Annotated in this window: 16 protein-coding genes and 1 pseudogene; 6 read left to right on the top strand and 11 right to left on the bottom strand. The window is 38.6% G+C overall.

The window, feature by feature from the left end; all coding sequences use genetic code 11:
- Positions 1-65 precede the first annotated feature (65 nt).
- From AC2JBO_RS13285 to AC2JBO_RS13295, 3 genes and pseudogenes are all read left to right on the top strand, one after another.
- Positions 66-335, top strand: a complete 270-nt coding sequence (locus AC2JBO_RS13285; protein WP_496954130.1) for a UPF0175 family protein — start codon at positions 66-68, stop codon at positions 333-335.
- Positions 332-427 (top strand): annotated as a pseudogene (locus AC2JBO_RS13290) (PIN domain-containing protein); the annotation flags it as partial. The gene AC2JBO_RS13285 and the pseudogene AC2JBO_RS13290, both read left to right, overlap by 4 nt.
- Before the next feature lie 53 nt (positions 428-480).
- A complete protein-coding gene (locus tag AC2JBO_RS13295) occupies positions 481-813 on the top strand; it encodes a PIN domain-containing protein (RefSeq protein ID WP_496954131.1) in 333 nt (110 codons plus the stop codon).
- A gap of 35 nt (positions 814-848) precedes the next feature.
- Here AC2JBO_RS13295 and AC2JBO_RS13300 read toward each other — a convergent pair whose 3' ends face one another.
- The 4 genes from AC2JBO_RS13300 to AC2JBO_RS13315 form a co-directional block, all read right to left on the bottom strand.
- Positions 849-3,410 (bottom strand): DNA translocase FtsK, encoded by a 2,562-nt coding sequence (locus AC2JBO_RS13300; protein WP_496954132.1) that lies wholly within the window; start codon positions 3,408-3,410, stop codon positions 849-851.
- A gap of 30 nt (positions 3,411-3,440) precedes the next feature.
- Complete coding sequence (locus AC2JBO_RS13305) at positions 3,441-5,516, bottom strand: ATP-binding protein (protein WP_496954133.1); 2,076 nt, start codon at positions 5,514-5,516, stop codon at positions 3,441-3,443.
- A 61-nt stretch (positions 5,517-5,577) separates the two neighbouring features.
- A complete protein-coding gene (locus tag AC2JBO_RS13310) occupies positions 5,578-6,399 on the bottom strand; it encodes a transcription factor RcaD (protein WP_496954134.1) in 822 nt (273 codons plus the stop codon).
- Between the two features lie 679 nt (positions 6,400-7,078).
- Entirely contained in the window at positions 7,079-8,041 is a 963-nt protein-coding gene (locus tag AC2JBO_RS13315; RefSeq protein ID WP_496954135.1) for a glycosyltransferase family 2 protein, read from the bottom strand.
- Positions 8,042-8,412: 371 nt separating this feature from the next.
- Here AC2JBO_RS13315 and AC2JBO_RS13320 point away from each other — a divergent pair, with 371 nt between their 5' ends.
- Positions 8,413-9,624 (top strand): glycosyltransferase family 4 protein, encoded by a 1,212-nt coding sequence (locus tag AC2JBO_RS13320; RefSeq protein ID WP_496954136.1) that lies wholly within the window; start codon positions 8,413-8,415, stop codon positions 9,622-9,624.
- A 240-nt stretch (positions 9,625-9,864) separates the two neighbouring features.
- On the opposite strand, the gene AC2JBO_RS13325 is transcribed toward AC2JBO_RS13320, so the two are convergent.
- Positions 9,865-10,152: a hypothetical protein gene (locus AC2JBO_RS13325; protein ID WP_496954137.1), complete on the bottom strand. Its 288-nt coding sequence runs from the start codon at positions 10,150-10,152 to the stop codon at positions 9,865-9,867.
- Between the two features lie 249 nt (positions 10,153-10,401).
- Entirely contained in the window at positions 10,402-12,165 is a 1,764-nt protein-coding gene (locus AC2JBO_RS13330; protein ID WP_496954157.1) for an iron uptake porin, read from the bottom strand.
- A 200-nt stretch (positions 12,166-12,365) separates the two neighbouring features.
- Between AC2JBO_RS13330 and AC2JBO_RS13335 the strand changes: the two genes are divergently transcribed.
- Complete coding sequence (locus AC2JBO_RS13335) at positions 12,366-14,684, top strand: hypothetical protein (RefSeq protein WP_496954138.1); 2,319 nt, start codon at positions 12,366-12,368, stop codon at positions 14,682-14,684.
- Positions 14,685-14,716: 32 nt separating this feature from the next.
- On the opposite strand, the gene AC2JBO_RS13340 is transcribed toward AC2JBO_RS13335, so the two are convergent.
- Positions 14,717-14,890, bottom strand: a complete 174-nt coding sequence (locus AC2JBO_RS13340) for a hypothetical protein (protein ID WP_496954139.1) — start codon at positions 14,888-14,890, stop codon at positions 14,717-14,719.
- A gap of 388 nt (positions 14,891-15,278) precedes the next feature.
- Between AC2JBO_RS13340 and thrC the strand changes: the two genes are divergently transcribed.
- On the top strand, positions 15,279-16,370 hold the full coding sequence (thrC, locus tag AC2JBO_RS13345; RefSeq protein WP_496954140.1) for a threonine synthase: 1,092 nt from the start codon (positions 15,279-15,281) through the stop codon (positions 16,368-16,370).
- Positions 16,371-16,517: 147 nt separating this feature from the next.
- Here thrC and AC2JBO_RS13350 read toward each other — a convergent pair whose 3' ends face one another.
- The 4 genes from AC2JBO_RS13350 to hpnK all read right to left on the bottom strand — a co-directional run bounded on the left by AC2JBO_RS13350 (position 16,518) and on the right by hpnK (position 19,728).
- Positions 16,518-16,916 (bottom strand): hypothetical protein, encoded by a 399-nt coding sequence (locus tag AC2JBO_RS13350; protein ID WP_496954141.1) that lies wholly within the window; start codon positions 16,914-16,916, stop codon positions 16,518-16,520.
- A 152-nt stretch (positions 16,917-17,068) separates the two neighbouring features.
- Positions 17,069-17,518, bottom strand: coding sequence for a hypothetical protein (locus tag AC2JBO_RS13355; RefSeq protein ID WP_496954142.1), 450 nt, complete (start codon positions 17,516-17,518; stop codon positions 17,069-17,071).
- Positions 17,519-17,561: 43 nt separating this feature from the next.
- The gene (gene hpnI / locus AC2JBO_RS13360) at positions 17,562-18,833 is read right to left on the bottom strand and encodes a bacteriohopanetetrol glucosamine biosynthesis glycosyltransferase HpnI (RefSeq protein ID WP_496954143.1); all 1,272 of its coding nucleotides are present in this window, start codon (positions 18,831-18,833) and stop codon (positions 17,562-17,564) included.
- 4 nt (positions 18,834-18,837) lie between these two features.
- Positions 18,838-19,728, bottom strand: coding sequence for a hopanoid biosynthesis-associated protein HpnK (hpnK, locus tag AC2JBO_RS13365; RefSeq protein WP_496954144.1), 891 nt, complete (start codon positions 19,726-19,728; stop codon positions 18,838-18,840).
- Positions 19,729-19,764 lie beyond the last annotated feature (36 nt).

Genomic DNA, 19,764 nt, shown 5'->3' on the forward strand with positions numbered 1-19,764 from the left:
ATTTATGGATTTTTGATATAGTAAGCTTATTTATAATCCAATTATTAAATATATTTACAAAAAATATGCTAATTACTCTCACCATTCCTGACGATATCGTTTACCAACTCGCTGATAACCCTGAGCAACTATCGAGACGCGCGCTTGAATCCCTGGTTGTTGATGCTTACCGCAGTCGTCAACTTTCTACTGCCGAAGTACAGCGTATTCTCAACCTTCCCGGACGACTAGCAACCGATGCCTTCCTTAAAGCCCATGAAGCCTACCTACCTTATACCGAAACAGACCTCGACCAAGACCTGCAATCAATAAACCAAGCCCTTGCTCAATTATGACCGTTGTTTGTGATACCTCACCTCTGTGCTACCTAATCCTGATTAATCACGTTGAAATACTGCCCCAACTTTTCAACAATATTCTTATTCCCAACGCTGTTCGCACAGAACTGCTTGCAGAAGGGTCTTATACCCAAGTTCAAAATTGGATTACCCAACCTGGCTTGACATTCAACCTGTTACTAAACTTCTTCCTGATCTCCCCAATAAACTTGGTGCAGGTGAGCAAGAAGCTATTTCGCTCGCCTTCCACCTTAATGCTACCTTAATTATTCTTGATGACATGGACGCACGAGTTGAAGCGCTTCAACGTAACCTTACCGTAACAGGGTTACTAGGTATTCTGTATAGAGCTGGAACTCAAGACTTAATTAACTTTCCTGATGCTATAAACCGATTGCAGAAAACTACGTTTCGAGCATCCTCTACACTTATTCAAAGTTTGCTAAATCGTTACCACCAAGAACGAACTAGATAAAGCGTGGCTGTCTCACATCATTTCATAATGTATGCTTAGTTGTTAAGCTGTATACTTGTGGCAAACAAACTTTGTAAACGGTGTAAATAGGCGCCTGTTTGGTAAAGCAAATCACCTTTTCCTAATAAGTACGCTGCGGAATTTTGTTTTCCACCAAGAATAATCATCGAGTCAGCTTCACTTGCGGTTTTCAAAGCTACTCTGCCTGGTAAATTTGAACGAATAATTGGAGTTACAACACCTGCTTCGGGACGCTGAGTAGCAATAATAAGATGAATTCCAGCAGCTCTTGCCATTGCTCCCAAACGTTTGATACTTTGTTCTAAAGCTTTGCGAAGTTCTTTTTCTGCCATAAAATCAGCGTATTCGTCAAAAATACAAACTATACGCGGTAACGGTGTTTGAGAACGCTGGTTATAGCTAATTAAATCATTACATCCTGTTTTTTCAAACAGCTTATAACGTTTTTCCATCTCCCCAACTAGACTTTCCATCAATTCGATAGCGGTTTCACCATCTTTAACAACTGGAGAGTACAACCACTTTATCCCCTCAAACTCAGGAAAAGTCACACGTTTAGGGTCAACTAGGACAATTTTCAAATGTTGTGGAGAATGACGAACTAGGAGACTAAGAAGAAGCGCGCGTAAAAATTCACTCTTGCCACTGCCAGTTGTGCCACCAACTAAAAAGTGACATGTATTAGGGTCTGATAAATCAGCTTTTAGCAATTTTCCTTCTAAATCTACCCCGATTGCAATTTTCACCGCTGCGTTTGCTGGTAAAATTTGCGACTCGACATAATCTTTAAATTTAGCAACTTGTCTTGGTGTACGAGGCAAATCAATACTGACATAGCCAGCTTGAGGAGCAATTAAAGGTGGACTTGCTAAACCCATTTGTACTTGCAAATCCGCAGATAATTTAAGCAATGTGTTAACTTTTACACCAAGATAAGGCTTTAACTTCACGCGAATAAAAGCAGGCGCCACAGCCACACCTTGAAAATCTACACCAATACCAAAAGATTCCAATGTAGTAACTAAACTTTCTCCAATTACATCAAATTGCTCATCCTTATTATCCTGTCCATCTCCTATATTCTGATCATCTTTATATTCACTGCTACCAACAGCAAAATAACTTTGACACTTTTGCTGCTGCGGGCAAATTTTACACAAATATGGCTGGGTAGTAGCTGGGGGTGGATTTGGTGATGGTGGTTCCCAAGCTAACCATTCTTGCATTTGTTGTAACTTGTAGGGAATTAACTGATGAACAGTGTTCTCTAACTGTTCCCAAGGGTACTGATATTCTTTAAACTCTGACAAAACACAGTAAACCGCCGAATCAACAGGCGCCTTTTTCTTTTGCCACATCATATAACTATAAACAGCAACTTGTGCCAATTGCGCTGATGGGTCTACAGGTTGATAAGTTTTAAATTCAATCACACATAAATGCTTAGTTTCAAAATTAAAAACTAAGCAATCAAATCTACCTGCAACTCTTTGTTGCGAATTATTAGGTAAATTGAAGTAATGCTCTAACTTACGGTCTTCAGAAATAAAAGTTTCACTAATAACACTTTCAGCATTACAATAACGTCGATTAATTACCAGCAGTTCTGCAAAGTGTCGGATTAATCCTTGTAACCCTTGCCAAACCTTAAATAGTGGTTGGGCTAGATTAGAATCTTTATTTATTGACTGTTGTAAATAAGAATAAAATATTTTATTGTAATAAAGCTGTTGTATACTAGAAGCTACTTCCTCTACAACTAACTCTGATGCAACAGGTTTAAATATCTCTGTCAATTCTGGTTTATTAGTTAATAAATTAATAAGCTCATCTGCTAAATCATGAAAAATTTTACCAATACCAATATTGTTCTCAGTTGGTAAAAATAAAGTATTACCTCCAAAATGCTCTTTTAAATAAAATAAGCGAGGGCATTCAAACGCTGTTCGTAACTTAGTAGGTGTTGAAGACAAAGATTGCGGCTTTTCTGCTGACTTCTTTGAAGGTGCCATATCAAAAATAGAATTTACTATATTAGACTTAGAAAATTTTAATAAAGCCTGATGTACAGCAGCTAAATAAACCGTATCCATAGCAGCATATTGTAGCTGCTTTTGAGTAAGTGGGCGCCGTCCCCAGTCGCTTGCTTGCTCTTCTTTATCTACATCTGAAAACTTACATAACTCAGTAGCTAAGGTTTTCAACTGTAAATTAGAAGTACCTAAAACATTTTTACTAATTTTCTGAGCTATTTTAAGAGTACAAGTAACATTCTGAGCCGACTTACCACCAAGATACTTTAAATCAAAATTAGCATTATGAAAGACTTTTTCGATTTGAGGATTAACCATGATTTTCTGAATAAAGTAAGAAGCCAAATCATGTTTATCCAACACATCTAAAATATACACAGACTGACTTGCCGTGTCAGTATGGTTAATTAAAACTTGTATAAGAGAAAGCCTAGGGTAATTAGTACTCCAGTCAGCAACTTCTGTATCTAACCACAGTGTTTTAGCAAAAGTAAGCTCATTAATCTTTATTATTATTATTTGATTCTCTGTTAAATATTCCATGAATTAATAGTAGTTATCCCATTGTCAAATTTATTTAGCAACTAAACAAACTAATTGTTCTTCAGGCTTTGCCTTTGGATTCATAACTTTAAGTTGATTATCATCGCACAATGAATTAAGCAAAAGCTTGACATCCTTATCGCTAACATCAGGAAACTGACTACTAGCTTGCGACAGTAAAGTTGGAATTCCCATAAAGTTTTGAGTTGTTACAAGATTTAGCATAAAATCTTGAACAGGTCTTAAATCTGGTTTTCTATCTGGTTTTGGTTCAACTTTAGGAACAAGTTCTAAATATTGTAATAAGGTACACTTTTCTAGAATTTTCGATTCACGAATTAAAGATTGTAATTCCGATACATTAATAGTCTTACCAGCAACATCTAATTCTTGACTGATACAAGAGTTTACCAAGGTCTGATATGTGGCAAGAATATGAACAGATTGTAAATTAGGTTTAATGTGGATATTTTTAGTACCTTTGAAAATTTGCTGATATAATTGATTACCTTTAAGCTTTGCATCTCCAACACCAGCCATCCTAATCAAATATACTTTTCGACAGAGATTTTGTTGAATGACTTTATAAGTAGCATTCATAATGTTGAAAAAGCTTGTCATATTAACCTCTTCTGTCCAAATTACTCCTATTTTCCCAATCTTATAGTGTTGATAACTTAAAGAGTAACTTGCATATTTGCCACTCAGTAACTTAGTCTTAACAGATTGCATTTGCAAAGCTTCTAATGATAGCTGTAACGTCTGTATTAATTGATTTGCAGCTAAAAAAGTGACTTTATTAATACTACCTTGAGTTTTTTTAAGTTCCTTTTGCCAAATTAATTCAAACTCAGCTTGAGTTTTAGGGTCAGGTACAGTAATGCCTGTAGGCTTTGTAGAGATATCTGGCTCAACTTCAATGATCTGTTTTTCACCTGGTTGTCTTGGGAGAGTAGGTTTTTTGCCAGCTTCTATCAGCTCAATCTTATATTTTTGATACTCCAGTTTTCCTAAATTAATAGCCTGCCTTGGATAAGTTTTTCCGCCACGATAAGTATCTTCTAGTAATTTCCTGTTTAGTGGGAAGATTGGTGTATCTGGTTGAGGACTAGCATTTTGATGTATTGACTGTAAGCGATAAGCCCATATTGCTTCTGCTTGATTTAAATTAATAAGTCGAAGTGTAATCAAGCGCTCAATTCTTGCTTTATCTGCTTGAAGAATCATTTTATTCGCACGCATCCAATGTTCTTTAATTATGGTAATGATAACTAGAAAATTTTTCAGATTATCGTTGTGAATAGTAGTATTAATATTAAATATTGGTTGAGGATTTGAGTCAAAACTAGGTGTTGTTTCAACTTGATCAAAACAAATAACAATTGGTTGCGTCTCTTTTGAAATTTTACCAAAATTAGCTAAAATGTTTTTGGCACCATCTTCTGTATCAATACATGATTTGACTTTAAGAGCTTGCATTGACTCTTCGCTTAAATCATCTCCTCTTAACCACTCGCAAGCTAAAGGATATAGTTCTGGATCTGTCAAATCATAAAGAACACTAAAAAATGTATCAGCATTATATATACCTGCTAATTTATATGTGTTTTTAAGATGTTTGATAAACTTTTGACGGTCGTTTAATAATACCTGCCAAATACTATCATTAAAAATACGTTTTTTAAGATTGCCTTTGGTAAAAGCTGATAACCCTTTTAACCACAAAATTAATTGAGATTCTTCTTGACCTTCGGGAATTTGGATTAAACTATCAACCGTGTAGCGCAAAACATGACGCCAGATATAATCATTATCAGCCCAAGGACCAATATAAGCAAAAAAAGCCTTTGGGTTAAAAGTTCGTTTAAGTCTACCTAAAAGATAACTTTTACCGGAACCTTGGTCTCCTATTAGTAACAATGTACGACTACGATTATCCATCGCAACAAGGTCTAAATAACCTTCTATCTCATTAATAACTTCCTGATGAATTGACTCAACGACTGTTGCCGATTCCTGATTATCATTCCAAAAATTACCTATAACTGTATTCACAAGGTCAAAAGGATTAACCTCGCGCATAATGATTTCGTCGATAGATACCATAGTTTAAAATTGTGCGGACACTTACTGATGTTGGGTGTTGAAAAAAATTTTATTTATATAGCTAGTAGACACCAATAAAGAACAATGGACCACCAATATTTTGAGTAATTCCAGCGTCAAATTCTTCTGGTTTGTAACCTGTGGGGTCTAGCAAAGTACTTAATTCTATCTGGTCGCTTGCTTGCAGACGATAAAGTGCTTTATCTAATTCATCGCGCGTTAGTGGTGGCTGTAACTTTTGCCGCAAGTGAAAGATTGGCAAATAATTGTCAGTACCAAGCTCTTTGTCTAATTTCCGGATGATTTCTAAAATTTCTTCATCGCTAACATTGGTAATATTTTCAGCCGGTGGAGATACCTGCTCTGAATGACCGCGTACAGTTTTTCGCATGAAGCGCAGGTAATTATTGAGTAAGTCTAAGCTGATATTAGCGGCGCCTTTGGGTACATAATCATCTCGCAAATACGCGATACCGCGTTCTGTGAGCCATACTTCTGCTTTTGTCCTCTTGATTTTCTCTTCAGTTTCAATCAAACCCCTATCACTCAAGGTTTTTAATATCTCATCCCGCTCACTGGCTTTTGGCGAAGTTATTTTCCCAGGACTAATTTTCCCAGAAGCTTTACTAATTTTCTCTAAAACCTGACGTTCTTTCTCTGTTATCGGTACTTCTTTTGGGTCAAGATTTAGTAAAGCTTGACCTGCTGGTAAAATGTAGACTGTAGCAATTTCACGAGTATAGTCTACAAGTTCCCGCTGACCCAAAGAAAGGCAAATTTTGTCTTTACCCTTAAATGAGTTAAATATACTGGCGCCATAGCTAGACCGATAATCGCTACAACCTAGTAACTTGAGGATAAACTTTAGTTCATTTGTTTCCATGCGGGTAATCTTACCTAAACTGAACTCGACAATGCTCTAACTAAAGAAGCAATAATTTACACATACTTCTCATCTTAGCGAGAATTTGTCTCTATAGACAGTTGACCACTAGGTAAATCAGAAAAATTTTAGGTTTGTACTTAGGAGCGCTCAACTCCACTTGTATTACTTTGAGGAAGTTCTGGTGATGTAGCTTGTTCCCCAAGCTTCGCGTTCATTAATTTACTCGCCGGAATGCACCTCGAACTATTTAGAGTTATTTATTAAGTAAAAGAATCAATGATTATTGGCTGTAAGATGTAAATACTTGTTGGCAAAAATATAGTACAAGATGTTATAATAGTTAGTCTTTGAGTATATTAGTAATCACTAATAGTGGGATTTTTTATTATGTTACTAGGTGAACATCCCAACTTCAGCCAGTTAAAGTCATTTACTATATAATGGCTTATTTGGTTTTAAGGACATAAAAATTCCTTTCGATAAAGAAGCGTTTAAGAGTATCTCGAAACAGGGCGGTTGCCGTATTTGTTGAATTTTCCAGACTTTTTTGCGCTGTAGAGACGCGATTAATCGCGTCTCTACAAGATATAATATAATGACGTATGTAAAGGATAAAAATCAATCCATATTAAAGGCACTGAATTAAAGGCGCCAACAAAAACAAATAAACCATCCGTTACATCCGTTTAGAATCCGTTGCCACTTTTCGCACCACATCAAACGCCATTGGACGCATTCCCACAGGTAGCAGCGACAAACCCAAACCTGTCCACGCTTTAGTCGGTGAGTGAGCTTTACCTGCCAAGACTAACTCCCTTCCTTGCTGCGTCTCACCTTTTTCTATCAATCTTAGTCCCAACAATAACTGTGTTTCAGTCAGGCGCCCTCTACGAATACGCTCTAATTTCTCTGATTCAAATTTGTAGTTTTCCAAATACTGTATTTTATCTGATAGATAACGAATCGCGCGGTCTTTGCTTTGCTGTTCGGCGTGGCAGCGGTATTCCATTAGTAGTTGAGGTAGATAATACCCTTGTTTTCCTGATGATGCTAACCGTACAAATAGGTCGTTGTCTTCGCAGTTCTGCCAGTTGGGTTGCATGAAACCCATTTCTGTTAACACTCGGCGCCGAAATAATGTGGCGCCTATTTGAAAGCTCTGTTGAACAAAGACAACTTCGAGAAGGTTTTCTACTATTCCTTCTCTTAAGGCAGTTCTTCCCCAAATGCGGGAGTTATATTTGGTTTGGGCTTCGTCGCGCTCGTTGTTGATGTTTATTATCCAATGGTCTGTCCCAACAAAATCTACCGAAGGGTTGTTGTCTAAGATAAATGCAGTGCGTTCTAAGAATTGAGGTGTAAGTTTATCATCGTCGTCGAATTTAATAAAATATTCCCCTCTTGCTGCTTCAAAACCCGCGCGCATGTTGTTGCTTTTACCGATATTTTGCGGGTGACGGATGTATTTGATGCGGTTGTCGGTGTATTGCGACATGAGTTTGGGGGTTTCGTCGCTGGAACCGTCGTCACAAATGATTAGTTCAAAGTTTTGATAGGTTTGTTGAAGTACGCTTTCGATGGCGAAAGGTAGTAGGTTGGCACGGTTGTAGGTGGGAATGGTAATGGTTATTTTAGGCATTTTTTTTTACCACAGAGACGCAGAGGAAGAAATCCCCCCAACCCCCCGCGAATTCGGGGGGCTTTAAATCTCTGAATCTTGTTCCCCCCTTATTAAGGGGGGCTAGGGGGGATCAAATTACTATAAGCGCCAATATTTTAAGATATTTATATATTTCCCTAAATTTTTACGAATATAACATGCATGGCGCCATTATATTCTTCAAACACTGCATTTAGTATCAGTCAAGTCATTATTTAATTTTTATGCTTTAAAATAGGTGCTTGATTTGTATCTCTAATATTGCGGATATTGGCGATGACGTTACCCCATAAGCTAGTTAATCCTATACTTATAGTTTACATAAATCCTTGTCAGCATAATTACTTAATATGCACATACTAATGTTATCCTCGACCTTTCCTTACCCTGCCACCCGTGGAGGTACACAGGTGCGAACCTTTAATTTATTAGATTATCTAAGTCGGCGCCATACGGTAACGATGGTGACGCAACGCGAAGCTGATGTCAGTGACATGGATATTTTTAATTTGAGGGAACGGGTTGATAACTTAGTCGTATTCGACCGTCCGCGCGATGAGTCGAGTGGTATATATGGAAAAGTAAAAAGATTTGGGACTTTTATCACGGGTTTAACTCCCCCTAGTGTGCTAAATCGATATTCAGTAGTAATGCAAAACTGGATTGATAATTTTGTAGAAGCAGGGAAATGCGACGTTATCACCTGCGAACACAGCGTTAACGAAATTTATATCAGACCCCACTTTCAGCAAAAAGTTAAAACTGTTGTTAATGTCCATAGTTCTGTATATGGTAGTTGTCGCAATCAAATCGAAACAGGCATTTCTGAAAATAAACTCCGCGATGCAATCAACTTACCACTGCTACGCCGCTACGAACAAAAGTACTGTCAAAAATTCTCAAATATTGTCGTTACTACCGAAGAAGACAAAACTCAACTTCTTGAATTCAAACCAGATGCTGAAATTCCCGTCATCCCTAATGGCGTAGATTTGGTATCATTCCCCTACCGTCTTAAAGACCCAGGTGGGCGCCGTATAGTATTCGTAGGCGCAATGGATAATTTAGCGAACATTGACGCGGTATGCTTCTTTTGTAACGAAGTTTTGCCAGAAATCCAAAAACTTTACCCAGAGACAACTTTTGATATCGTCGGTTCACGTCCGGCACCAGAAGTACTAGCACTTCAAAATCTACCAGGAGTAAACGTTACAGGTCGAGTACCTTCAATGGTAGAGTATCTACATCAAGCTACCGTTTGTGTAGTCACAATGCGAACCGGATTTGGAATCAAAAACAAAACCTTGGAAGCAATGGCAGCAGGTACACCAGTTGTAGGAACTGACCGTGGTTTAGAAGGGTTAGCTTGTAACGCACCCGACGTACCACTACGGGCAATACGCGCGAACCAACCAGAGGAGTACGTCAAAGCCATTAGCCAACTTTTTGATAACCCACAATTACGCGCGGAATTATCTTATAACGCCAGACAGTACGTTGAAAATGAGTTCACCTGGGAAAGTGCTGGCAAACGTTACGAACAAATATGTACTGATATTTAATCATGAAAAAACGTAGAGATACTTTAATAAATCTCTACGTCTCTTTAACTATGATTTAACCAGGGTTGAATTTGATCCCCCCAACCCCCCTTAATAAGGGGGGCTTTAAGAACTTTTCTTATTCCCCCTATTATTAAGTAGGACTTTAAAAACTTCTCTTGTTCCCCCCTTATTAAGGGGGGTTAGGGGGGATCAATATTAAAAGCAAGGAACAAAACGGGGAAGTGCAGGATTATAAACTTACTGTTGCAATGCTGGAAAAATTCGACTTGGTATTGGAATACGACGATTAGGTGCAGGCGCCGCAGTTTCTCCAGAGGCTTGACTAACTTCAGTTGAAGGAGTCACTGACTTCTGAGCCGAATTATTGATATCAGCGATACCTTCATTTGGCTGCGAAGCGTTTAAAACATCGTTATTGCTTAAGTTATCTGTATTATCTACAGTTGTTTGCGCTTGGCAAGGACTTACAAGCATTGTTAAACCAGCTACTACACCCAATAGCAGACAAGAAATGTTTCCAGGCATATATTTTTGTTCAAAATTTATTATCCAAAGATAGAAGCCGCGCGACTAACTTCAATGTAGTTGCAATAGGATAATTTCTTTAAGCGAAGTATCACTGAATTATTTATTTATTTTTGTCCAATAATAAAGTGTCAAGTATTATCTTTTATCCCTATTTATGCGCTGTTTTAATAAAAGCTTTATAAACTGTATATAAAAACTATTTATATAAAATAAACTCCCGACGTACAAAAATCGTCGGGAATCTTGTTAAAACAAAAACGTACTTCGTAGGACACCTATTGTTACTGAGTCACTATTCGGTGTATGTCCTGGTTCAATAATGTGAATAATACCTGGTGTAATACTGATATTATCTGTAACCTGAAAACGGTAAAACGCCTCAATTTGAGTTGTAGTTCCTGGCTGACCACCTGAGCGACCTGCACCACCGTTAATAATATCAGGGACGTTATTCCCTACTGGTAAATCACTACTAATTATTTTAGGTGGTTGTCCTACATAAATACCCCCAAGGTTGCCTTTTCGGAATAAGTCGGGGAAGTTGAAGTACACCATCCAGTTGGTTGTTTCAACATTTCCTGACCGACCCGGAATATTGGAGTTTGTATAACCACCCCAGGCGCCTAAAGTAAATTTTGGTGAAATTTGCCAGTTAACAGTGGCGCCAACTGCATTTGTTTTTGTAGGTTCTCGTTTTTGAGTCGCAGGGTTGACCGCTGTTAAACAATCATCACCAACAAGACTATCTAAACACCCAGTCGAAGAGTAATTATTAAAATAGTACACACTCAAATCCAAACTATCGACTGGCGTAACTAGTACTTGTAATCCCGCCGTTGTATTACCATCGAATAAACCATTACGCTTGGTGGGGTTTCCAGTTCTAGCACTCGTGTAAATTCCCTGCAAACTCGCGCGCTTGGTAAACTGCCAATCAAACGCCAAACCTCCCTGAAACGCAAACCCTGTATTTAATATTGGGTTACGTTGGGCAAAATATGACAGTGGCCCAGTAGCACCACTTTCTGCACGGTTAGGTCCTCGAAATGCACTCGTCATGTTGACGTTAGTAGTACCAACCATGATGGCAAAATTCTTGCTCAACAGTCGGTGGTAATGCAGGTCACTAAGTAAAAAATTGTTATTTGTCGAAAATTCATAGCCCAAAATGACATCATTAGTCAATCGTGGGTCTGTTCCACCGCTAGCAGCAACAATTCCTGTCACCAGATAGCTTTGGGGGTCAAATTGAGTTGTTAAATAAAGTTGATTAAAATTAATTACATTCGTATTTGTACCAAGGTCTTTAGTATCCCTTCTACCATCGCGCGGTGCAATATCAGCACGGTTACTAGTCCGACCTTGAATACCAACAATACTAAAACCAGATAATTTCGTCGTCGTCGAAAACCTGTTAGCCTCAACTTCGGCAACGCGCGCTTCCAAATTATCAACTCGACCGCGTAACGTCACTAACTCAGGAGCAAATTCCTCTTGTAATTTTTTTAAACGCGATAAATCTTCCTGTTTAAAAGAATCTTCGGTAGCAGTTGCAATTAATTCATTAACACGATTTAAACAAGCACTTAATCCTGCTGCAAACTCATACCGAGTCAACGCGCGGTTTCCTTTAAAAGTGCCATCAGGATATCCCGCAATACAACCATAGCGTTCAACAAGCGATTGTAAAGCTTGGAATGCCCAGTCAGTAGGCTGCACATCCTTAAGCTGTGACACAGATGTTACTTGTGACATCCCCGAATCACTTTCGTCTTCAGCTGAAGGAACAGATGCGACAAAGAGGGGAGAAGTTACAGCCAAGTCTTGAAAATTTACGCCAGCCTTTACAATAGTTTGTTGTGAACCTAGTTGTAAATCAATCTGTGGAACTTTATCTGAACTAGCAGTATCCAACCGAGAAAACTTGCTTGATAGTGCTTTGCCAGGAGTACTAAAGACCCCAGCAAGCAACATCAAGACAACAACACAAACTCTATCCTCTAAGCGCATCAGTTTACCACTCACACTCACACTCAACGGACGAGTTTATTCAATAAGTTTTAAAAATGACATGCGAAAATTTACCTAACTTTTTCCCTCTCTTCCTTCCCTCCCCCAGTAAAAGGTGGGGCAAGGGGTGGGGTTATTAGCCATTTAGCATCCAACCGAGTATAAAAGGAAAAGTGCAGTACGTAAGACCGATACTTAACATGGCTATACCGCGAAAGCCGAAACAAAAGGCTTCTCCAGACACACGTATCAAGCGTGTAATCAAAAACAATAAAAATCAAAAAAAACCAAATCGGCGCCTAACATCATTCCTAGCAGTACTAATGTTGCTTGGCATAACAAGTTTAGTTATAAGTTTTGCATGGATTAGTTTTCTATTTATTTTTCAACCGCAGAAAGTCGTTTGGATAAACAAAGTTTTACCGCAGTGGGCACAAATTAAACTTAGTAAAGGTGACAGTCCGCAAACTTGGACGCAAATTGCAGATGATTTAAGTAAACAGGGATTACAAAAGGGTGAAACTCTTGCTTTAAATAATGCGGATACCTTCCTACTACCTGTTTATAGACAGCGGACAAGTTGCCAATCAGACTGTCAAGAAATCGTCGAGCTTCGAGTTTATCAGCAAGCTAATGATTTAGAGTTTCAGTCTACTGAAAAACACTATCAACTTACAACTCAAGTTGCTATTTCAGGCCCCGAAGAATCATTTGTAATTGCACCACTTGTTAATGCTACAAACGATAATCCCGGTTCAAGCATCTCTTTACCCATAACTGAAATTAAACGCTTAGACGGCGCCATAACGAGCGAAGGCATTTGGTATTACCTACTTGGACGGCGCCAAGAAGGCACTTATAATATTAACTATGGTCATATACTTTATTATAATCCAAATCGTTATCATATACAGCAACTTATATCTTGGACAAGCCCCACAGGTGAACTTCCCCAATGGCAACAAGTCACGGGCAATAATAATAAAGAACTAGTAATTAATCAAACAATTGGTTTAGAACCACAGTTACAAGTTTATCAGACAAAATCAGTCAAAACTTTTCTGAACCCAATTGAACTCAATGAAATAACACTTAAACCACCTGCATTTAAAAATTCTGCCTATGAAAAAGCTCTCTCAATCGCGCGTAGTGGCTTATGGACTCCAGCATACGATTGGTTAAAGTTTATTACAAAAAACAAAAAGAATATTCCAGCACTTGCAAAAGCTCAAATTGATGCCCAAATTGATCTTATTCGTTTACATTCTCAAATTAGTAAAGCTCAGGCAGATAGAACTTGGGCAAGTCCCGGTCAACAAATACTCGCTAATTTAATTGATGGACGCTGGGGTAAAGCCTTAGAACTATTCAAAGCTGAACCACCACAAAATTCATTTGAAATTGGTGCCTTACTCAAAGCAGATAGCGGACGGTTGTGGAGTCGTGTTGAAGCAGCTTTACAAGTAAACTCCGACCGTCCGGAAGTCCAAGCATGGGGAGCATTGATTTTAGCAACGCAATATGGAGACGCGCGCGCTTATTCTTGGCTAAAGGAACAATTTAAAGATAAGCAAGTTACAATAGCCGAAATTCAAAGTCTACTAAAACAGCTTAAAGGTGAAACCGTTACTCAGTCTCTACCAACCGCAACACACACGAGCAAAATTATTGGTTCAGCACAAAATTTTAATCAACCACTCAAACTCAATGAATGGTTACAGTTTGATAGTACCACCAACACCACCACTAAATGGTATGAAATTAAAGTATCTGCATTCCACGACGGTAAAAACTGGCTTTATGCACCGTTTACCAACTTAAAGCTCCCTCAGAAGGCGCCTGAAAAATTCCTACGTTCAACTTTAGGATTAGACAACGACGCATTACTACAAATAGCCATATGGCAATCAAACAATGAACAGCAATCAATAAATGCAACAATCAAAGCAGCACAACTAAACAACGGAGTATTGCGCTTACTCGCACAGCCAAACGACACTTTAGTTTCTATATCTAATTTACAGAACCGACCTCAAGCACTGGCAACTACAACATCAGCGCTCGAATGGGTACAAACAAATCCAACTACACTTGCACAAATGCAATCACAAGACCCACCGCGCGCGAACACTATCCTCAAATCAGTATGGCAAGTAGTGCAAGCGTACAATAAAAGTAAACGCCCTGACAATGCCAGTACTCAACAAATTCGGCAAAACGTAGGACAGTGGCCTATACAAGAAATTGATATTACAGGTAACGGCAAACCAGAAATTGTACTAACGGTTTCAGCAGAAACTCTCGCATCGCTACAATCTTCTAAAAAATATTCCCGCCCTAGGACACTGATTTTTTCTGATAATGCTAGTATAATTTATACAGACTTCGGTGAAAATGCCGAACAATCACTGACAGCAATAGCCAATTTGACTCAGACAAACTTGCCGAGTTTGTTAATTCAAAATGCAAATGGCTACACTTTGAAGCGCTGGTCACAAAAAAATCAACGCTTCGAGTAGTAAACCAAGATTAATGACCTCCAGAAAGGCACCTATTCGCCCTTCTCAGATGATGGCTTTTGCGCCTTCAGATTTTGCAACTCTTGAAGCAGACAGTCAACTTCAGCTTGTAAGTGCATAAATTTTACTTGCTGGTCTACCTGATAAAAGGTCTTGTTTAAAGTGGAAGCCAAACGGCTAGAATCTGAAATTGTTGACGTAGACATAGTACATTTAATCCTCAAAGCAACTCACACCATTAGAAATATTATAATAGTGTTAATTTAATAATCATTAAGATATTCTATACTTGGTATAAATAGTCCTAATGATTACTGTCTAGATATCTAAAAGACTACAAATCACAGCCCACAGTTCCGTAAGGGCTTTATTATTTTTTCTAAAGATTTTTTATAATTCATTGCGTTACACCCTACGATAAAGATTATGGCTAGCAAAATTCACCTTTAGTATTATGTCAAAAGTAGTGCTGCAAAAATATCTTCCCTAGGGAGAGTATTTTTACCCATAGTCGCAAAAAATGTGACTCGCGCGTACTTTGTGTATATTAAATAGTTGAGTAAACTCATATTTCGCAGTTGAATCGTACATACCGTGACTTTAACCCTGCCTACTGTCAAATCTAACTGCCAACCCTGGCTTGGACTAATCGAAACCTATCGTCAGTATCTACCCGTTAGCGAAAAAACTCCGGTTGTGACGCTGTACGAGGGTAACACACCGTTAATTCCTGTACCATCCATTGCTCAACGCATTGGTAAACAGGTGCGGGTATTTGTAAAGTATGACGGTCTTAACCCCACGGGAAGTTTTAAAGACCGGGGAATGACGATGGCAATTTCAAAAGCCAAAGAAGCAGGGGCAAAAGCAGTAATTTGTGCCAGCACAGGTAATACTTCAGCCGCTGCCGCAGCTTATGCACGACGTGGTGGAATGCGTCCTTTCGTTTTAATTCCTGATGGTTACGTTGCACTTGGCAAATTGGCACAAGCATTACTATATGGTGCAGAAGTATTAGCAATTAAAGGGAACTTTGACCGCGCGTTAGAAATAGTACGGGAGATGGCGGAAACTTATCCAGTAACACTAGTTAACTCAGTCAACCCATATCGTCTAGAAGGTCAAAAAACAGGCGCCTTTGAGGTCGTCGATGTTTTGGGAGACGCACCAGATTGGTTGTGTATTCCTGTAGGTAATGCAGGTAACATTACAGCGTACTGGATGGGATTTTGCGAATATCACCAAGCAGGAAAATGTGGGCGCCTACCGCGTATGATGGGATTTCAAGCAGCAGGCGCCGCTCCCTTAGTAAACGGTCAACCCGTAGCGCATCCAGAAACAATCGCTACAGCAATTAGAATTGGAAACCCAGCAAGTTGGGAAAAAGCAGTAGCAGCACAATCGGCTAGTACAGGTGAATTTAACGCAGTCACCGACGATGAAATTCTTGAAGCATATCGACTGTTGGCTTCGGATGAAGGAATTTTCTGTGAACCTGCGAGTGCAGCATCAGTAGCTGGAATGTTAAAAGTAAAAGACCAAATTCCAACTGGCGCCACTGTAGTATGTGTATTAACAGGAAACGGTTTAAAAGACCCGGACACTGCAATTAAACATAGCAAGAGTCAATTCAAACAAGGAATTCTCCCCGAAGTTAAAGCTGTCGCTGAAGCAATGGGAATGTAGGGTGCGTTACGCTACAAAAATTTTGAAACGAAGCCAACAATCTTGTAGCGTAACGCACCGAAATATAATTTGGTGCTTTGGATGGTTTGGTACGTGACGCTACTGGACTGCTGCTTCGTTTCAAAATTGTTATTGGCGTCACACACCCTACTTGGGGCTACTATAAGAGACTTTGCCGTCTTCTTTGATTGTTAAATGGTGTTCTCTAGTATCTGTGTTGTTGGTGCGACCTAACGAGTCAGCTTGAATGGGAACACCATCGGTGTCAAACCTTCCATTAACAGCAAAAGAATCTTCGCGGTTAGGCTTGAATTGCCACATTCGCTCTGTACCTGGTAACATGTCTCTTTCCTCAAAGTTTTTACCAGCTACCTGAATTTTCATAAAATTGATTGTTTTCTCCGAGTCATTACGCAGTACAAGTTTTGCCTCTGGTGACTTGGAGTTGCAGGCATTAAATCCAAACATAGATAGTGTAGCCAAGATAACTAATGCTCTTATTCTCTTGAAAAGAACAACTTTAGATATTTTCTTTTTAGTAGGCATAGAAAATAGTCTCCGTGCTGGGAACAGCTAATACTCTCTTTAAATAAAAACGAGTGCTTATACTTAAATATTTCCCAGTAACGGCGCCTAACTAACATAAAGAACGTATAAATTTGATTTACACAACCCGTAACTATGGTATTATGAGCTATTTAGCTTTTTGAACGTATTTGTGTCAAGCTGTCTATAGCATCACCCAGAGCAGTTGTAAGACTTTTACGGGTTTGAGCATGACTTTCCTGCTCAGTTTTTAAAGCAAGTAAAAGCGAAGCGCGTTCTTTTGTCGCTTCGATGAGTTTGGCTTGTAATTCCTGCACGGAGTCAATTTGATTAATTTCGGCTTGAATAGCTGTATTCACATCCGCATCAGGGAGTATCGTTTCGTCAATACCCCGCATTTTTTTGATTTCAGCTTTTAGCGACGCAATTTCTTGTTGCAACAGTTGAGCATCAGTACGACGCTGCTCTGCTTCCGTATTATAAAGTCGGCGCCATTTTTCAGCACTTTCCCACGCTTCATCACAGCGTGTCATCGCATCTGCTAGCTGTTGCTTCAAAGATTGAATTTCTGCTAACCACTGCTGCGTTAAATCTCCACTCATAAGTTTTTACAAACCATTAAAATATTTTTTTTCACCATCGATTTTAATTAGTAGGGTGCGTGACGCTATCAGTAACTGCGCTTCGTTTAAAAATGTTAGTAGCGTCACGCACCCTACTTTTGTTTGTAACCAATAAATCATCCGTTACATCCGTTGTATCCGTTGCAAACTGACCCACTTTTACTAGTTTTCCATCTTTAGTTAGTCGAAATTTTGTTCCTCTCCACTCAATCGTACTACTCAAAAACCCACAACACCAAATCACAAATCCGAATAAATCACACAAAGGAATTATCCACAAGTATTTTTTTGCAGTCGGGTCTTGACTAAAGTTAACTCCTACTACCCAACCCATAATTAACCTTGTTGTCCAAGTTAAACTGAGCATAATCCAAGCAGTTTGTGAACCACCTGTAATAATTAGTAATATTAAGCTAATTACAATACCATAAGTAAATATTAGTCCTAAATAGCCCCAGTACCGAGAAACTCGAATGCAGCGTGCCCAACGAATTTTTTGTTTAATCACGTCAGCAAAACTTGTTTCTTTAAGTTCATGTTCTACAATATAATTAGAAAGAACTACTTTATAACCAGCTTGGTATGGTAAATATCCAAGTTGAAAATCATCAGCAAGATAATCTGCTACCGTCTCAAATCCACCAATTGCCAGCAAAACTTGTTTACGAATAGCAATAGTGGCGCCAAACCCGTATTTAATACCACCTTCAAGATGATTACTAACTAAAACTCCAGCATTAAATTCGGTAGTTTGACTAACTGCTTCAATTAAAGTTGTCCACCCTTGTGCTAATGAACGGTATAAACAAGTAACAACTCCAACCTCTTCATTTTTGAACGGTTGAACAATTCGCTGTAAATAATCACTGCCAACTCGAATATCACTATCAGCAAGGACAAGAATATCATGTTTTGCATCAGTAACGGCATTCGCTAAATTACTAATTTTAAGGTTTGTGCCAATAACACGGTCACACTGCACTAACTCAATATCCAGTTCCAAAAAATCATTGATAATTTGTTTGACTACAGGTATTGCAGCATCTTTTGCATCACGAACGCTAAATATAATTTGGTAATTTGGATGTGGATAATTTTGTCGGCAAAACGAAGCTAAATTCTCATAAGTATTTGTATCCAAACCACATAACGGTTTGAGAATAGTTATTGACGGATGATAATCTATATCAATTGGATGCTGACTATTAGCACCGCGCGCTGCATAAATTGCATAGCAGTAAAAGCAGATTGATGTTACACACAGTAACAATAGCAATAAATTTAAGGTGTTCAAGCAGTTAGAGATTTTTTGTAACTTGTGTGTATCTTTGTTGTAAATTATAATAATTAGTCAACTCAAAACCACTTGCGTGCAAAGCTTCACGTACTTGTTCGCTTAATAATGCTTTAAACTCAATTTCTCCTGCACCCTCCAAACTATTTAATGCTTCTCCTGCAAGTGGTAATGCAGGATGCGAATATATTTCAACTTGATTTGCTTTAATTTGGGGTATTAGACTACATAAATATTCTTCAGATACACAACCAGTTTGAAGCAAACCATACACGCGCTCAGTAAAATTAATGTTTTTAAGTTTAAGTATACTGGCGCCGTAATCACGCAATCTACCAAACACTGCTGACCAAATAATTCTGGTAAGCAAGTTCTGACGATTTAGCTTTAAATTCAATTTTAACTCTTCCGAAGGCAATCGTATATATTTTATACCAAACTCCGTTGCCAAATCAGCAAGAATATTAATCACAACTGGATGCACATGTAGATGTAAATGCCCATCGACATGTGACAAAGGTAAACCCGTTGCGCGAAACTTTTCTAACTGCGCGCGGATTTCTTGCTGTAATTCTATCCTGGCTTGTTTATTAAATTGGTAACGCAGCCCTGCCAATGTAGGGTCATTACTAAAATTACCGTTTTCATCAACTAAGTGAGGAACTTGTTCAAAAGGTAATGCGGAACGACCACATACTAAGACCAAATGTAAACCTACACCTAAATTAGGATTTTGGTGCGCTAATTCCACAGCTTCAGAAAAAGCGGCGCCTGTCACCATTAAACTAGTACTTGTTAGCACACCGTCTTGATGTGCTTTGATAATAGCTTGGTTGACTCCATGCGAGAAACCAAAGTCATCACCATTAATAATTGCTTTACGGCGTGTTGACATATTTGGTATGGTGGGCATTGCCCACCTTACAGGTGT

The sequence above is a fragment of the Calothrix sp. CBUCES-K 9914 genome, assembly GCF_059640475.1.

Excerpts from the sequence above, each read along its gene's own strand:
- AC2JBO_RS13305 (WP_496954133.1), bottom strand. The coding sequence starts at position 5,516 with ATGGTATCTATCGACGAAATCATTATGCGCGAGGTTAATCCTTTTGAC.
- hpnK (WP_496954144.1), bottom strand. The coding sequence starts at position 19,728 with ATGTCAACACGCCGTAAAGCAATTATTAATGGTGATGACTTTGGTTTC.
- AC2JBO_RS13340 (WP_496954139.1), bottom strand. The coding sequence starts at position 14,890 with ATGTCTACGTCAACAATTTCAGATTCTAGCCGTTTGGCTTCCACTTTA.
- AC2JBO_RS13320 (WP_496954136.1), top strand. The coding sequence starts at position 8,413 with ATGCACATACTAATGTTATCCTCGACCTTTCCTTACCCTGCCACCCGT.
- AC2JBO_RS13330 (WP_496954157.1), bottom strand. The coding sequence starts at position 12,165 with ATGCGCTTAGAGGATAGAGTTTGTGTTGTTGTCTTGATGTTGCTTGCT.
- AC2JBO_RS13335 (WP_496954138.1), top strand. The coding sequence starts at position 12,366 with ATGGCTATACCGCGAAAGCCGAAACAAAAGGCTTCTCCAGACACACGT.
- AC2JBO_RS13300 (WP_496954132.1), bottom strand. The coding sequence starts at position 3,410 with ATGGAATATTTAACAGAGAATCAAATAATAATAATAAAGATTAATGAG.
- AC2JBO_RS13350 (WP_496954141.1), bottom strand. The coding sequence starts at position 16,916 with ATGCCTACTAAAAAGAAAATATCTAAAGTTGTTCTTTTCAAGAGAATA.
- AC2JBO_RS13355 (WP_496954142.1), bottom strand. The coding sequence starts at position 17,518 with ATGAGTGGAGATTTAACGCAGCAGTGGTTAGCAGAAATTCAATCTTTG.
- AC2JBO_RS13315 (WP_496954135.1), bottom strand. The coding sequence starts at position 8,041 with ATGCCTAAAATAACCATTACCATTCCCACCTACAACCGTGCCAACCTA.
- AC2JBO_RS13285 (WP_496954130.1), top strand. The coding sequence starts at position 66 with ATGCTAATTACTCTCACCATTCCTGACGATATCGTTTACCAACTCGCT.
- AC2JBO_RS13310 (WP_496954134.1), bottom strand. The coding sequence starts at position 6,399 with ATGGAAACAAATGAACTAAAGTTTATCCTCAAGTTACTAGGTTGTAGC.
- AC2JBO_RS13325 (WP_496954137.1), bottom strand. The coding sequence starts at position 10,152 with ATGCCTGGAAACATTTCTTGTCTGCTATTGGGTGTAGTAGCTGGTTTA.